Source organism: Streptomyces sp. NBC_01520, assembly GCF_045040375.1.
In the GTDB taxonomy this organism is placed as follows: Bacteria; Actinomycetota; Actinomycetes; order Streptomycetales; family Streptomycetaceae; genus Streptomyces.
On sequence record NZ_CP109404.1, the window covers coordinates 6,993,995 to 7,009,128 of the forward strand.

A 15,134-nucleotide genomic window follows, 5' to 3' on the forward strand; every position below is an offset into this window, starting at 1 on the left:
CGAGGGGTCTGCCGAGGAGGCTTGAGGGGGCCGCCGGAGGGGCTTGGGGGGTCTGCCGAGGAGGCTTGAGGGGGCCGCCGGAAGGGCTTGAAGGGGCCGCTACGGGGCGCTTCGGCGTGCCCGGAAACGGCTTTGTCCTGCCTCGGGTAAAAGTTCAACTCGACCCCTGCGCAAGGGCTTTCCGTGCCGGACGAACGCAGCTACCGTCCCCAACGTGTATACGACATGACTCGCGTCACCGGGGCCCCACAGCCCCGGTGACGAGCGCGGCAGTCCCCGCGCGGAACGGCAGAACGCACCCGCCCGAACAACCGGCACACTCCGGAGGACGCACGTGCACAGAAGCAGCAGACGGCTCCGCGCCCGAAAATCACTCGCCCTCTTCACCGGCGGACTGCTCGCAGCCGCCACCCTCACCCTGGGCTCCTCGCCCGCCACCGCCGACGACGCGCCGGCGGCCCCGGCAGCGCAGGACGCAGCTGAGGACTTCCAGCAGGTCACGCTCGCCAAGGGCGCCGCGGAGACCGGCGAACCCATGTCGCTGGCCGTGCTCCCCGACCGCAGCGTGCTGCACACCTCGCGCAACGGCGAGCTGCGGATCACCGACAGTGCGGGCAACACCCGCGTCTCCGGCACCCTGCCCGTCTACTCGCACGACGAGGAAGGGCTCCAGGGCGTAGGCATCGACCCGGACTTCGCGGAGAACCGGGCGATCTACCTCTACTACGCGCCTCCGCTGGACACCCCCGCCGGAGACGCCCCGGAGACCGGAACCGCCGCCGACTTCGCGAAGTTCGACGGGGTGAACCGCCTCTCCCGCTTCGTGCTGAAGGCGGACGGCACCCTCGACAACGCCAGCGAGAAGAAGATCCTCGACATCCCCGCCACCCGCGGCATCTGCTGCCACGTCGGCGGCGACATCGACTTCGACGCGCAGGGAAACCTCTACCTGTCGACGGGCGACGACTCCAACCCGTTCGCGTCCGACGGATTCGCTCCGCTCGACGAACGCCCGGACCGCAACCCGGCGTTCGACGCCCGCCGCACCTCCGGCAACACCAACGACCTCCGCGGCAAGATCCTCCGCATCAAGGTCGCCGACGACGGCTCGTACACCGTCCCGGAGGGCAACCTCTTCGCCCCGGGGACGGACAAGACCCGCGGCGAGATCTACGCGATGGGATTCCGCAACCCGTTCCGCTTCAGCGTCGACAAGGCCACCGGCACCCTGTACGTCGGTGACTACGGCCCCGACGCGGGTGCCGCCGACCCGAACCGCGGACCGGCCGGACAGGTTGAGTTCGCCAGGGTGACGAAGCCCGGGAACTTCGGCTGGCCGTTCTGCACCGGCGACAACGACGCCTTCAACGACTACGACTTCGCGACGAAGACCTCCGGCGCCCCGTTCGACTGCGCCGCCCCGAAGAACGAGTCGCCGCACAACACCGGCCTGGTGGACCTGCCCCCGGCGCAGGCCGCCTGGATCCCGTACGACGGCGGGTCCGTGCCCGAGTTCGGCACCGGCTCCGAGTCCCCGATGGGCGGGCCCGTCTACCACTACGACGCGGACCTCGACTCGCCGGTCAAGTTCCCCGAGGAGTACGACGGGGACTTCTTCGCCGGTGAGTTCGGCCGGCAGTGGATCAAGCGCATCGAGCAGGACGGCGAAGGCGCGGTCCGGTCGATCAACGACATCCCGTGGTCCGGGACCCAGGTGATGGACATGGCCTTCGGGCCCGACGGGGCGCTGTACGTCCTGGACTACGGCCTCGCCTGGTTCGGCGGCGACGAGAACTCCGCGCTGTACCGCATCGAGAACGCCACGGGCGGCCGTTCGCCCATCGCCGAGGCCTCGTCCGACAAGACCTCCGGCGTCGCACCGCTCAGGGTGAAGTTCTCCTCGGCCGGCACCACCGACGGTGACGGCGACGCCCTCACGTACACCTGGGACTTCGGCGACGGCGGGAAGTCGACCGCCGCGAACCCCACGTACACGTACAAGAAGAACGGCACGTACGTCGCGACCGTGACCGCCGAGGACCCGACCGGCCGCACCGGCTCGGCCAGCGTGCACGTGACGGTCGGCAACACCGCCCCCACCGTCGTGCTGCAGGCCCCCGGCGACGGGCAGCAGTTCGCGTTCGGGGACGAGGTGCCGTTCAAGGTCACCGTCACCGACCCGGAGGACGGCACCATCGACTGCACCAAGGTCGAGGTCAAGTTCACCCTGGGCCATGACAGCCACGGCCACGACATCACCACCGAGCACGGCTGCGAAGGCACCATCAAGACCGCGATGGAAGGCGGGCACGACCCGAACGCCAACATCTACGGCGGCATCTCCGCCTCCTACACGGACGGCGGAGGCGGCGGCCAGGCGGCACTCACCGGGCGTGACCAGGCGCAGCTCCAGCCGCGCCACCGGCAGGCCGAGCACTACGACGACTCCTCCGGCGTCACCACACCGAGCAAGACCAGTGCCCACGGCGGCCGGACCGTCGGCGACATCCACAACGACGACTGGATCTCCTTCACGCCGTACATCCTCGGCGGCACGACCAAGCTCACCGCACGCACGTCCTCCGCGGGTGCGGGAGGCTTCCTGGAGGTGCGGGCAGGCTCCGCCACCGGAAAGATCCTCGGCTCGGCACCCGTACCGGTGACCGGCAGCTGGGACACGTTCCAGGACATCGACGTGCCCCTGCGCGGCGCGCCGAAGAAGGCCACGGAACTCTTCCTGGTCTTCAAGGGCGGCGACGGAGCGCTCTACGACGTGGACGACTTCGAACTCTCCAGCAGCCCCGTCGACCGGACCGCCAAGCGGGTCCTCGTCTTCTCCAAGACCGGCGGCTTCCGCCACGACTCCATCCCGACCGGCATCACCGCCCTGAAGGAACTGGGCAAGACCACCGACATCACCGTCGACTCCACCGAGGAGGCCGGCCAGTTCACCACCAGCAACCTGGCCCGGTACGACGCCGTCGTCTTCCTCTCCACGACCGGTGACGTCCTCAACGGCGACCAGCAGAAGGCGTTCGAGAACTACGTGGCCACCGGAGGCGGCTACATGGGCGTCCACGCGGCCGCCGACACCGAGTACGACTGGGAGTTCTACGGCGGACTCGTCGGCGCGTACTTCGACTCGCACCCGCAGATCCAGCCCGCGACCGTCCGCGTCGAGAACCACGACCACCCGGCTACCGCACACCTGGACGAGGCCTGGGACCGCACCGACGAGTGGTACAACTACCGCACCAACCCCCGGGACAAGGCCCAGGTCCTGGCCACGCTCGACGAGACGAGCTACACCGGCGGCAACATGAAGGGCGACCACCCGATCGCCTGGTGCCAGACCTACCAGGGCGGCCGCTCCTTCTACACCGGCCTCGGCCACACCAAGGAGTCCTACGCCGAACCCGCCCTGCGCCGGCACCTGCTGGGCGGACTGCGCTACGCCGCCGGCCAGGTGAAGGCCAACTGCAAGCCGGACACCGGCTACCGGTCGATCTTCAACGGCAGGACGCTCGACGGCTGGAAGCAGGCCGGTCCCGGAAAGTTCGCCGTCGCCGACGGTGAGCTGCGCTCCGAGGGCGGCATGGGCCTGCTGACCTACCAGGCCAAGGAGCTGAAGTCGTACTCGCTGAAGCTCGACTGGAAGATGGCGGGAGACGACAACTCCGGCATCTTCGTCGGCTTCCCCGAGTCCGACGACCCCTGGTCGGCCGTCAACAACGGCTACGAGGTCCAGATCGACGCCACGGACGCGGCGGACCGCACCACCGGGGCCGTCTACACCTTCAAGTCGGCCAACACCAAGGCCCGTGACCAGGTCCTGAGGCCGCCCGGCCAGTGGAACAGCTACGAGATCAGGGTCCAGGGCGAGCGGCTCCAGGTCTTCCTCAACGGGGTGAAGATCAACGACTTCACCAACACCGACCCGGTCCGCAGCCTCAAGAGCGGCTACATCGGCCTCCAGAACCACGGGGCCGCCGACCAGGTGTCCTTCCGCAACATCCAGCTGAAGGAGCTGCCCTCCACGTAGGGCGGCCACCTCTGCCGACGGTGGGCGGGAAAGCGCGCCTTCCCCGCCCACCGTCCACCCACCCCTCTTCGTCCCCCCAGGGAGGCAGCCCGTGACCGCACATGCCGTTCGTACCGGAGTCTGGTTCATCGGAGCACGCGGCTCCGTCGCCACCACCGCCACCGCGGGGTGCGCCGCCATCGCGGCGGGCCTCCACCCGGCGACCGGCATGGTCACCGAGACACCACCCTTCGCCGACAGCGGACTGCCACCCCTGACCTCCCTCGTCTTCGGCGGCCACGACACCCTCGACTGCCCGCTGCCCAAGCGTGCCGAGGCCCTGGCGGCCGGCGGAGTGCTCCCGCACGGACTCCCCCCGGCCGTACGGGCGGAACTCACCGCCGCCGACGCGGAGATACGCCCCGGTGGACCCCACCCCGGCGACACCCGGACCGACGAGGAGATCATCGCCGCGTTCGCCGCCGACCTCACCGACTTCGCCCGGCGCCACGACCTGGGCCGCACCGTCGTCATCAACGTCGCCTCGACCGAACCCGCACCCGCCGAGGACGCCCCCCGCCTGCCCGCCAGCTCCCTCTACGCGGCCGCCGCCCTCCGGGCAGGCTGCCCGTACGTCAACTTCACCCCCTCCACGGGCCTGCGCAGCCCGCGGCTCCAGGACGCCGTCGACACCTGCGGACTTCCCCACGCCGGACGCGACGGCAAGACAGGCCAGACGCTGCTCCGCTCCGTACTCGCCCCGATGTTCGTCCAGCGCGCCCTGCCGGTACGGGCGTGGTCGGGCACGAACCTGCTGGGCGGCGGGGACGGGGCGGCGCTGGCCGACCCGGCCGCCGCCGCGGCGAAGAACGCGGGCAAGGAACGCGTGCTCGCCGACACCCTCGGGGCCGCCCCGGAGGGCGAGGTCCACATCGACGACGTCCCGGCGATGGGCGACTGGAAGACCGCGTGGGACCACATCGCGTTCGACGGCTTCCTCGGTTCGCGGATGATCCTCCAGACGATCTGGCAGGGCTGCGACTCGGCGCTGGCCGCTCCACTGGTCCTCGACCTGGCCCGGCTGCTCGCCCGGTCCCACGAGGCCGGACTGACGGGCCCCCGGCCCGAGCTCGGCTTCTACTTCAAGGACCCGGACGGCGGCCCCGCCGCACTGCCCGAGCAGTGCGCCGAACTGCTGGCCTTCGCCGAACGCCTCAAGGCTGCCCGGTGAGGCCGCTGCGGCTGCTCGCCGCCGCCGCGGCGGGCGCGCCGACGCTGCGCGGCGCCCGTGCGGCGGCACCCCAGGACCGCCTGTCCGGTGCGGGCGGGACTGCGCCCGCACCGGACAGGCCCCGCACCCGGAACACCCTCCGCGCCTGGGCGGAACTGCTGCGGGTGTCCGCGCTGTTCAGCGTGCCCGGCGACGCGATCGCCGGGGCCGCCGCGATCGGCCGCCGCCCGAACGGCGGGACCGCCCTCGCCGTCGGCGCGTCCCTGTGCCTGTACGAGGCGGGGATGGCACTCAACGACTGGGCGGACCGCGCCGAGGACGCCGTCGACCGCCCGCACCGCCCGATCCCCTCCGGGCGCGTCGCACCGGGGGCTGCCCTGGCGGCGGCGGGCGCCCTCACCGCGGCGGGCCTGGCCCTGGCCGCCCGCGCGGGGCGACCCGCACTGGTGGTGGCATCGGGGCTCGCGGCCACGGTCTGGGCGTACGACCTGCGTCTGAAGCACACGCGGCTGGGGCCCGCCGCGATGGCCTCGGCCCGCGCGCTGGACCTGCTGCTCGGCGCGACAGCTACCGGGACGGCCGCGGCTGCCGGGACGGGGACGACCGGGCGCGGCGGTGCGGCGCACCCGCCACCCGTCGGCAAAGGCCCGGCCCCGGTCCCGGCTTCCGTTTCCACCTCCGCTTCCGTTCCGGTCGCCCCCCGTGCCGCCCTCCCCGCCGCCCTGCTGCTCGGCGCGCACACCTACGCCGTCACCTCCGTCTCCCGTCACGAGGCACAGGGCGGATCGACCGTGGTACCGCTCGCCGCCCTCGCCGCGACGGCGGCGCTCGGTGCGGCCGTCGCGGCCCGGAGCGCCCCGGCCACCCCGGACCGGATCCTGCTCACCGCCTTCACCGGTGCCTACCTCCGCACCGCGGAGCCACCCCTCCTCCACGCGGCCCTCAACCCGTCCCCGCCCCTCACCCAGCGTGCCGTCGGCGGCGGCATCCGGGCCATGATCCCGCTCCAGGCCGCACTGGCCGCCCGCGCCGGGTCGCCGTTCGGAGGGCTCGCCGTCATGGGGCTCGTCCCGGTCGCCCGCTCGCTCGCACGGAAGGTGAGCCCCACATGAGCCTCCACCTCGGCTACGGCACCAACGGCCTGACCGACCTCCGCCTCGACGACGCCCTCGGGCTCCTCGCCGACCTGGGGTACGACGGGGTCGGGCTGACCCTCGACCACATGCACCTCGACCCGCTCGCCCCCGACCTCGGCGCCCGCACCCGCCAGGTGGCCCGCAGGCTCGACGAGTCGGGCCTCGGCGTCACCGTCGAGACCGGTGCCCGCTACGTCCTCGACCCGCGCCGCAAGCACGGCCCCTCCCTCCTCGACCCCGACCCCGAGGCCCGCGCGGCCCGCACCGCGCTGCTCGTCCGCGCCGTCGGCATCGCCGCCGAACTGGGCGCGCACGCCGTGCACTGCTTCAGCGGCGTCACCCCGCCGGACACCGCCACGGACACCGCCTGGCAGCGGCTCACCGACGCGCTCGCCCCCGTACTGGACGCCGCGGCCCGCGCCGGCGTCCCCCTCGCCATCGAGCCCGAACCCGGCCACCTCCTCGCGACGCTCGCCGACTTCCACCATCTGCGCACGCTCCTCGGCGACCCGGAACCCCTCGGGCTCACCCTCGACATCGGCCACTGCCAGTGCCTGGAACCCCGCCCGCCCGCCGACTGCGTCAAGGACGCCGCCCCCTGGCTGCGGCACGTCCAGATCGAGGACATGCGACGCGGGGTCCACGAACACCTGCCGTTCGGTGACGGCGAGATCGACTTCCCGCCCGTGCTCGAAGCCCTCGCCGCCACCGGCTACGACGGCCTCACCGTCGTCGAGCTGCCCCGGCACTCCCACGCGGGCCCCGAACTCGCCCGCAGCTCAATGGAGTTCCTGCGAAATGCCGCCAGGGCCAGGAACGGAGCCGCGCCGTGCTGATCAGCCACAAGGAACTCGACGAACGGCTCCGCGGAGCGGCCAGGGCCTGGCTCGACGAAGCACTCGCCGAGGCCGCGCACGCCGCCGCCCACCCCGACGCCGACACCGGGAACCCGCCCTGGGAGCTGCGCTTCGCCTCCGCCGGCCGGCACTGCGGACTCGAACACGCCGACTCCGTACGCGCCCTGCTGCTCCTCGAAGCCCGGGCCGGTCTGCCCGCCGTGACCCGGCTCTACGAGCAGGGCACCGCCGCCGAACGGCGGGCCGTCCTGCTCACCCTGCACCGGCTGGACCTCGGCGCCACCGCTCTGCCGCTCGTCGAGGACGCCCTGCGCACCAACGACACCCGGCTGGTCGCCGCGGCCGTCGGGCCCTACGCCGCGGCCCACCTCGCCCCGCACGCCTGGCGGCACGCCGTGCTCAAGTGCCTGTTCACCGAGGTCCCCGTCGAGACCGTCGCCGAGCTCGGCCACCGTGCCCGCGGTGACGCCGAACTGGCCCGCATGCTCGGCGACTTCGCGGCCGAACGCGCCGCGGCCGGCCGCGTGGTCCCCGCCGGTCTGCGAACCGTCCTCGACCTCACGGCCCCCGCTCCCGCCCCCACGTCCACGGAGGACACCCGATGAGGATCTTCGACCCCCACATCCACATGACCTCCCGCACCACGGACGACTACCGGGCGATGTACGAAGCGGGCGTCCGCGCCCTCGTCGAACCCTCCTTCTGGCTCGGCCAGCCCCGCACCTCGCCCGCCAGCTTCTTCGACTACTTCGACGCGCTGCTCGGCTGGGAGCCCTTCCGCGCCTCCCAGTACGGCATCGCCCACCACTGCACGATCGCGCTCAACCCCAAGGAGGCGAACGACCCCCGCTGCACACCCGTCCTCGACGCGCTGCCCCGCTACCTCGTCAAGGACTCCGTCGTCGCCGTCGGCGAGATCGGCTACGACTCCATGACCCCGGCCGAGGACACCGCGCTCGCCGCCCAGCTCCAGCTCGCCGCCGACCACGGCCTGCCGGCGCTCGTCCACACCCCGCACCGCGACAAGCTCGCCGGACTGCACCGCACCATCGACGTCATCCGCGAATCGGACCTCCGCCCCGAGCTCGTCCTGCTCGACCACCTCAACGAGACCACCGTGAAGGACGCCGTCGACAGCGGCTGCTGGGCCGGCTTCTCCATCTACCCGGACACCAAGATGGACGAGGACCGCATGGTTACCATCCTCAGGAACCACGGCACCGACCGGATCCTCGTCAACTCGGCCGCAGACTGGGGCAGAAGTGACCCGCTGAAGACCCGCAAGGTCGCCGACGCCATGCTGAAGGCCGGATTCGACGAGGACGCCGTCGACAAGGTCCTCTGGCGCAACCCCGTCGCCTTCTACGGGCAGAGCGGCCGGCTCCAGCTCGACACCGCCACCCCCGACCCGCTCCACGAGGGCAACTCCATCCTCCGCGGCGGGGAGTGACCCGATGCGCTTCCGCCACCCCGACGGCTCCACCGTCCACCTCGCCTACTGCACCAACGTGCACCCCGCCGAGAACCTCGAAGGAGTCCGCGCCCAGCTCCGCGACCACTGCGAGCCCGTACGCAAACGGCTCGGCCGGGACCGCATCGGCATCGGACTCTGGCTCGCCAAGGACGCCGCCCGCGCCCTCACGAACGACCCCTCCGAGCTGCGCTCCCTGCGGTCCGAGCTGGAGCACCGCGGCCTCGAAGTAGTCACCCTGAACGGCTTCCCGTACGAGGGATTCGGGGCCCAGGAGGTCAAGTACCGCGTCTACACCCCGGACTGGACCGACCCCGAACGGCTCGCCCACACCACCGACCTGGCCAGGCTCCTCGCCTCCCTGCTGCCCGACGACGTCACCCAGGGCACCATCTCCACCCTCCCGATCGCCTGGCGCACCCCGTACGCCACCGACCCCACCGCGGCCGGCACCGCGCAGAAGGCCCTGGTCACGCTCGCGCAGCGGCTCGACGCCCTCGCCGAACTGACCGGGAAATCCATCCGGATCGGCCTCGAACCCGAACCGGGCTGCACCGTGGAGACCACCGCCGACGCCATCGCACCCCTCACCCGTGTGGGCCACGACCGCATCGGCATCTGCGTCGACACCTGCCACCTCGCCACCTCCTTCGAGGACCCGGACACCGCACTCGGCGCCCTGGAAGCGGCCGGCGTCCCCGTCGCCAAGGCCCAGCTCTCCGCCGCCCTGCACGCGGAACACCCCCACCTGCCGGAGGTCCGCGCCGCACTCGGCGCCTTCGCCGAACCCCGCTTCCTGCACCAGACCCGCACCCTCACCGCGGCGGGCCTGCGCGGGACCGACGACCTCGACGAGGCCGTGTCCGGCGGGGTGCTCCCCGACAGCACCCCCTGGCGCTCCCATTTCCACGTACCCCTGCACGCGCCGCCGGCGCCCCCGCTCACCTCCACGCTCCCCGTACTCCAGTCCGTGCTGAACCGGCTCGTCGGCGGGCCGGTGCCCCGGACCCGGCACCTGGAGGTCGAGACGTACACCTGGCAGGCACTCCCGGCCGAACTCCGCCCCCGCACCCGCTCCCAGCTCGCCGACGGCATCGCCGCCGAACTCACCCTCGCCCGCGACCTCCTGACCGACCTCGGGCTGAAGGAGCTCCCATGACGCGCACGCCCAACCCGCTCCTCGTCCTCGACGTCGTCGGCCTCACCCCCCGACTGCTGGAACACATGCCGAACCTCCGGGCCCTGGCGGGAAGCGGAGCCCAGGCGCCCCTCTCCACCGTCCTGCCCGCCGTCACCTGCGCCGCCCAGTCCACGTTCCTCACCGGCACCACCCCCGCCGAGCACGGCATCGTCGCCAACGGCTGGTACTTCCGCGAGCTCGGCGACGTCCTCCTGTGGCGCCAGCACAACGGGCTCGTCGAGGGCGACAAGCTCTGGGACGCCGCCCGGCGCGCGCACCCCGGCTACACCGTCGCCAACATCTGCTGGTGGTACGCCATGGGCGCCGACACCGACTGGACCGTCACCCCCCGCCCCGTGTACTACGCCGACGGCCGCAAGGAACCCGACTGCTACACCCGGCCCCCCGCCCTGCACGACGAGCTCACCGACAAGCTCGGCACCTTCCCCCTCTTCCACTTCTGGGGCCCCGGCGCCGACCTCGTCTCCTCGCAGTGGATCATCGAAGCGACCCGGCACATCCTCGCCACCCGCAGCCCCGACCTGGCCCTCTGCTACCTCCCGCACCTCGACTACGACCTCCAGCGCCACGGCCCCGAAGACCCCCGCTCCCACCGGGCGGCAGCGGACCTCGACCGGGCCGTGGCACCGCTCCTGGCCGACGCGCGCGCCGAGGGCCGCACCGTCGTCGCCCTCTCCGAGTACGGGATCACCCGAGTCGACCGGCCCGTCGACATCAACCGCGCCCTGCGCCGCGCCGGGCTGCTGGAGGTCCACACCCAGGACGGCATGGAGTACCTCGACCCGATGGCCTCCCGCGCCTTCGCCGTCGCCGACCACCAGATCGCCCACGTCTACGTACGCCGCCCCGAGGACCTGGAGGCGGCCAGGGAAGCCCTCGCCGACCTCCCCGGCATCGAGCGGCTCCTCGACGACGAGGGCAAGAAGGCCCACCACCTGGACCATCCCCGCTCCGGGGAGCTCGTCGCCGTCGCGGAGAAGGACGCCTGGTTCACGTACTACTACTGGCTCGACGACGCCCGCGCACCCGACTTCGCGCAGCTCGTGGAGATCCACCGCAAGCCCGGCTACGACCCCGTCGAGCTCTTCATGGACCCCCAGGACCCCTATGTCCGGGTCAGGGCCGCCTCGGCGGTCGCCCGCAAGAAGCTCGGGATGCGCTACCGCATGGCGGTCGTCCCGCTGGACCCCTCACCCATCCGGGGCAGCCACGGCCGCCTCCCCGAGAGCGACGACGAAGGTCCGCTCATCCTCTGCTCCGCCCCCCACGCGTTCACCGGCCGAGTCCAGGCCACCGAGGTGAAGTCCCTGCTCCTCCAGCTCGCGGGACTGCACTGACCGTCCGACCCACCCGCACACCCACACAGGAGATACGTGATCATGAGCCGCACCCCGAAGGACTCCGAACTCGCGCGCAGACTCAGCCGCCGCAACGTCCTCGGCGTCGCCGCCGGAGCCACGGCCGCCACCCTCCTCGGAGCCGCGACCGCCCAGGCGGCAGGCAACCCGGGCCAGGGGCACGGCCAGGGCCGTGCCGTGCTGCCCCCCGGCCGCCTCGGCATCCAGCTCTACAGCCTCCGTGACAAGGTCTCCACCCTCGGCTTCGCCCCCGTCTTCGCCGAGTTGGAGAAGTACGGCTACGACGAGATCGAGTTCGCCGGATACACCCAGGGATCGGCCGGCGCCATCACCCTCGCCCAGCTGAAGAAGCTGGCCAAGGACCACGGGCTGAACCCCATCGGCAGCCACGTCGGCTACTACGACGACAACAACCCCGGCGCCTACACCTTCGCCCAGAACCTCACCAAGGTGCTCGACGAGGCCCAGGCCCTCGGCCTCAAGCACATAGGCACCGCCTCAGGACCGTTCCGCTACGGGGCCACCGTGGACGGCTGGAAGCGTGCCGCCGAGGACTTCAACACCTACGGTGCCGCCGCCCGCAAGCGCGGCATGAAGTTCTACCAGCACAACCACGCGGAGGAGTTCTCCTTCGCCACCGACAAGCCCGGCGTACGCCTCTACGACGTCCTGCTCGCCGAGACCGACCCCGACCTGGTCCATCTGGAGATGGACATCTACTGGGCCTTCGCCGCCCAGTTCCGCTTCGGGAAGAAGGCCGACGGCACCCCGGCCCCCTTCAACCCCATCGACTACGTGCTCAAGCAGCCCGACCGCTACCCCCTGTTCCACGTCAAGGACGGCATCAGGGACGACACGGCCCGCGACGGCTACCGCATGTCGGACGTCGGCGACGGCGACATCGACTACAAGACCTTCCTGAGCCGCGTCACCGAGCGCACCCACCGGGGCCGCACCTACCACCACTGGCAGACCGAGCACGACAACCCGGCCGAGTCCTTCGCCTTCGCCCGCAAGTCCAGCGAGCACCTGCACTCGCTCCGCGACAGCCGCTGCGGGGACTGACGCCCGACCGTACATATGCGTGGGGCCCGGTTCCGGGAACCGGGCCCCACGCGTGTGCTTCGGGCACGCGCTCAGCAGGTCTCCCGTACGGGGGCCGGGCCGGCCTTCACCAGCGGGTTGCCCTTCCGGTCGCGGCCGGGTGCCGCGAGGAACAGGGCGAGGAATCCCGCGAAGAACGAGATGCTGCCCGCCAGGAAACGCACCGTTGAGTCCCCAGGCGTCGACGACCATGAAGCCCGTACCCGCCCCGAGCCCGGAGACGAGCTTGGAGCTGTAGACCATGCCGTCACTGGTGGCGTTGTTGTTCTCACCGAAGCAGTCCGCGGCCATCGCGGCGAACATCGGGAAGATCACGCCGCCGCCGCCGAAGCCGGAGATCGCGGAGAAGAGCAGGAAAAGCGGCAGGCACTTCATCTCGGCCGACCAGATGATGCCGACCTGGGCGAGCCCCAGGATGACGCAGACGTACAGCAGGCACTTCTGGCGGCCGTAGAGGTCGGAGAGCCAGCCGATGACGCCGCGCCCGGTGCCGTTGACGATCGCCTTCAGCGACTACGCGAAGATCACGTGCGGCGCGTACGCCATGGCAGGTAGCCGAGGAGGGTGCCCGTCGCGCCGAGCACCATCGCCCAGCGGGCCGGCAGCCTGCCGGTCTCCCGCAGCCTGCCCGCGGGCATCGCGACCGCGGCCTGGAAGAACACCCAGACGGTCATCATCCAGCAGATGTGGCCGCTGTCCCAGGGGACGGCACCGCACCCTCCCCGCCACCAGCCCCGTCGACAACACCCCCGTCGCTTGCCCGCCCGGCCTGGACGCGGCGACCGCCCGTGACGCCGTACGGGCCCCCCGACCAGCACCGCGCCTGGCGCCACATCCCGCTCCCCGAACGCCGCGCCCGCGTGGCCGCCACCCCGGACCACCACCTCATGCCGTGACCGACCGGAGAAGCGAGCCCCGTGCCGTGACCGACCGAACGTCGTGTCAGCCGATCCCCTGACGGTCCGGCTGCAGCGCGAACGCCCGCCCCGCCGCCTCGGGCACCGTCCGCTCCACCGCCTCGACCAGGAGCGCACGGTGCCTGAGCAGCGGCTTCCGCCGCTCCTCGGCCGCGAGCAGCAGCAGGTCGTCGAGCCCGGCCAGCAGCCGCCGGGTTACCTGCGGGCTGTCGGCCGCGCACCCCCGGATCTCCTCGAAGGCCAGATCCACGAGATCCGCCCACCCCGGCACCTCCTGGACGAGCCGTACCGCACCCCGCCGGTCCCGGTGGTGCATCGGCCCGAGCGGCAGGTGCACGGCCACCGAAAGGAACTGCACGATCCGGTCGAGGCACTGCACCGCCGTGGTCGGATCGTTCACGGACGCCGACAGGGCCCGCAGCGCGATGTCCGACAACTGCCGTAGCCCGAACGCCGGATCCTGCCGCAGGGTGCGCTCGACCCCGACGGCGACCGTGTACCTCAGCGTGTACGGCGACGGCGCGGTCCCGCCGTGCACGGCCAGCACCGGGGTCCCCGGCACCACGAAGTCCCCGATCCGGGGGATCAGCCGCAGGACGACCCCCTGACGGCGCGCCACCCGTACCAGCCGCGCCACATTCACGCCCCGCAGCACCCCCGCCCGCTCCCGGTGCGCGAGCCGTGCCGTCTCCGCGGCGAGCGGCGCCCCGTCGAACGGTTCCCCACCGGGCTGCCGCGCGAGTGCCCGGAACGACTCACGGGCGATGTTGTTCAGGACGGGCCCGACCTGCATCAGCCGCAGGGTGGCCGAGACGTAGGCGATGAACAGCAGCAGACTCAGCCCGACCATGCCCAGCGTCAGCACGCTCTGCAGGAGCGGCACCGAGGTGACCCGCCGCGGATCCGGTTCGGCCCCGCCCTCGTACGAGGACAGCACCAGCAGCGAGAACGCGAACGTCGCCAGGAACACCGTCAGTGTCAGCTTGCTGATCCGGCTCCGTACGAAGATCCGTACCACTCGCGGGGTGAGCTGCCCGCTCGCCATCTGCACCGCCACCAGCGAGATGCTGAAGACGACACCGATGAACGTCATCATCGCGGAGCTGATCGTCGTGACGATCGTCCGGGCGTCCAGGACGATCGCGATGAGGTCCCCGAGCTCCTCGTACGCCTGCTCCTCCTGCAGGTAGGCGACGATCCGCGTGTCGATCTCGGAGAGGACCCACCACAGCGCGAAGGAGCACAGCAGTCCCACGGTCGGTGCGAACCAGAACGTGTCCCGCAGTCCCTCACGCAGGTTGGCCAGGGCGTGGGGCGGGCGGACGGCCCGGTCAGCCATGCTGCCCGGCCCGCCGATCCCACTCCGCCCGCCGAACCCGCCAGGCCTGTCGGGTTCGCCCGGCCCGTCGGTCCCGCTCGTGCCCCCCGTGCCGCCGCTGCCGTCCATGCCCGCGAAGGTAGCCTCCAGCCACTGTGAGTACACGGAACGCCACTTACCGTACGGGTGTCGGCTCCGGGTGGGACGGGCCGTCCGCCCGGACCCGCCCGCACCGCACTGACCACCGAAAACGCAGGTGAGGGGCACCCCAAACCCCTGGTATTGTTTTCTTTGTCGCCACGGGGAACACACCGTGAACGACAGACACCTTGTCCGGGTGGCGGAATGGCAGACGCGCTAGCTTGAGGTGCTAGTGCCCTTTATCGGGCGTGGGGGTTCAAGTCCCCCCTCGGACACCAGCGGGAACCCCACCACGGTGGGGTTCTTTTGCGTTCCGTGGATGCCGCGTACTCCCGTCCGGCGGCGGGCGAACCCCGACCACAGGCCAGGGGGCCGGATG

The 15,134-nt window shown here is 71.9% G+C and carries 10 protein-coding genes, 1 tRNA gene and 2 pseudogenes; 11 read left to right on the forward strand and 2 right to left on the reverse strand.

What is annotated here, in order from left to right; genetic code table 11:
* The first annotated feature begins 334 nt into the window (after positions 1-334).
* The 9 genes from OG524_RS31530 (at position 335) to OG524_RS31570 (ending at position 12,340) form a co-directional block, all read left to right on the forward strand.
* Positions 335-4,042 (forward strand): ThuA domain-containing protein, encoded by a 3,708-nt coding sequence (locus OG524_RS31530; RefSeq protein ID WP_405812116.1) that lies wholly within the window; start codon positions 335-337, stop codon positions 4,040-4,042.
* A gap of 91 nt (positions 4,043-4,133) precedes the next feature.
* Complete coding sequence (locus OG524_RS31535) at positions 4,134-5,252, forward strand: inositol-3-phosphate synthase (RefSeq protein WP_405812117.1); 1,119 nt, start codon at positions 4,134-4,136, stop codon at positions 5,250-5,252.
* Positions 5,249-6,364 carry an SCO3242 family prenyltransferase gene (locus OG524_RS31540; protein WP_405812118.1) on the forward strand — a complete coding sequence of 372 codons (1,116 nt, stop codon included), beginning with the start codon at positions 5,249-5,251 and terminating at the stop codon, positions 6,362-6,364. The genes OG524_RS31535 and OG524_RS31540 overlap by 4 nt, the downstream gene beginning before the upstream one ends.
* A complete protein-coding gene (locus tag OG524_RS31545; protein ID WP_405387186.1) occupies positions 6,361-7,224 on the forward strand; it encodes a sugar phosphate isomerase/epimerase family protein in 864 nt (287 codons plus the stop codon). Before OG524_RS31540 ends, OG524_RS31545 begins: the two co-directional genes overlap by 4 nt.
* On the forward strand, positions 7,218-7,850 hold the full coding sequence (locus OG524_RS31550; protein WP_405387184.1) for an EboA domain-containing protein: 633 nt from the start codon (positions 7,218-7,220) through the stop codon (positions 7,848-7,850). The genes OG524_RS31545 and OG524_RS31550 overlap by 7 nt, the downstream gene beginning before the upstream one ends.
* Positions 7,847-8,695 (forward strand): TatD family hydrolase, encoded by an 849-nt coding sequence (locus tag OG524_RS31555; protein WP_405387182.1) that lies wholly within the window; start codon positions 7,847-7,849, stop codon positions 8,693-8,695. Before OG524_RS31550 ends, OG524_RS31555 begins: the two co-directional genes overlap by 4 nt.
* 4 nt (positions 8,696-8,699) lie before the next feature.
* Positions 8,700-9,875 carry a metabolite traffic protein EboE gene (gene eboE, locus OG524_RS31560; RefSeq protein ID WP_405812119.1) on the forward strand — a complete coding sequence of 392 codons (1,176 nt, stop codon included), beginning with the start codon at positions 8,700-8,702 and terminating at the stop codon, positions 9,873-9,875.
* Positions 9,872-11,254: a nucleotide pyrophosphatase/phosphodiesterase family protein gene (locus OG524_RS31565; protein ID WP_405387177.1), complete on the forward strand. Its 1,383-nt coding sequence runs from the start codon at positions 9,872-9,874 to the stop codon at positions 11,252-11,254. The genes eboE and OG524_RS31565 overlap by 4 nt, the downstream gene beginning before the upstream one ends.
* A gap of 42 nt (positions 11,255-11,296) precedes the next feature.
* The gene (locus tag OG524_RS31570; protein ID WP_405387175.1) at positions 11,297-12,340 is read left to right on the forward strand and encodes a sugar phosphate isomerase/epimerase family protein; all 1,044 of its coding nucleotides are present in this window, start codon (positions 11,297-11,299) and stop codon (positions 12,338-12,340) included.
* A gap of 71 nt (positions 12,341-12,411) precedes the next feature.
* Here the strand turns inward: OG524_RS31570 and OG524_RS31575 are convergent.
* Positions 12,412-13,080, reverse strand: a pseudogene (locus OG524_RS31575) (MFS transporter); the annotation flags it as partial.
* 11 nt (positions 13,081-13,091) lie between these two features.
* Between OG524_RS31575 and OG524_RS31580 the strand changes: the two are divergent.
* Positions 13,092-13,257 (forward strand): annotated as a pseudogene (locus tag OG524_RS31580) (aldehyde dehydrogenase); the annotation flags it as partial.
* A 64-nt stretch (positions 13,258-13,321) separates the two neighbouring features.
* On the opposite strand, the gene OG524_RS31585 reads toward OG524_RS31580, so the two are convergent.
* Positions 13,322-14,635 carry a DUF2254 domain-containing protein gene (locus OG524_RS31585; RefSeq protein WP_405812120.1) on the reverse strand — a complete coding sequence of 438 codons (1,314 nt, stop codon included), beginning with the start codon at positions 14,633-14,635 and terminating at the stop codon, positions 13,322-13,324.
* A 310-nt stretch (positions 14,636-14,945) separates the two neighbouring features.
* Between OG524_RS31585 and OG524_RS31590 the strand changes: the two genes are divergently transcribed.
* Positions 14,946-15,033: transfer RNA gene (locus tag OG524_RS31590), tRNA-Leu, on the forward strand.
* Positions 15,034-15,134 lie beyond the last annotated feature (101 nt).

Bases quoted from the DNA above. Each gene is read 5' to 3' on its own strand.
- OG524_RS31545 (WP_405387186.1), top strand. From the start codon at position 6,361: ATGAGCCTCCACCTCGGCTACGGCACCAACGGCCTGACCGACCTCCGC.
- OG524_RS31565 (WP_405387177.1), top strand. From the start codon at position 9,872: ATGACGCGCACGCCCAACCCGCTCCTCGTCCTCGACGTCGTCGGCCTC.
- OG524_RS31555 (WP_405387182.1), top strand. From the start codon at position 7,847: ATGAGGATCTTCGACCCCCACATCCACATGACCTCCCGCACCACGGAC.
- eboE (WP_405812119.1), top strand. From the start codon at position 8,700: ATGCGCTTCCGCCACCCCGACGGCTCCACCGTCCACCTCGCCTACTGC.
- OG524_RS31570 (WP_405387175.1), top strand. From the start codon at position 11,297: ATGAGCCGCACCCCGAAGGACTCCGAACTCGCGCGCAGACTCAGCCGC.
- OG524_RS31585 (WP_405812120.1), bottom strand. From the start codon at position 14,635: ATGGCTGACCGGGCCGTCCGCCCGCCCCACGCCCTGGCCAACCTGCGT.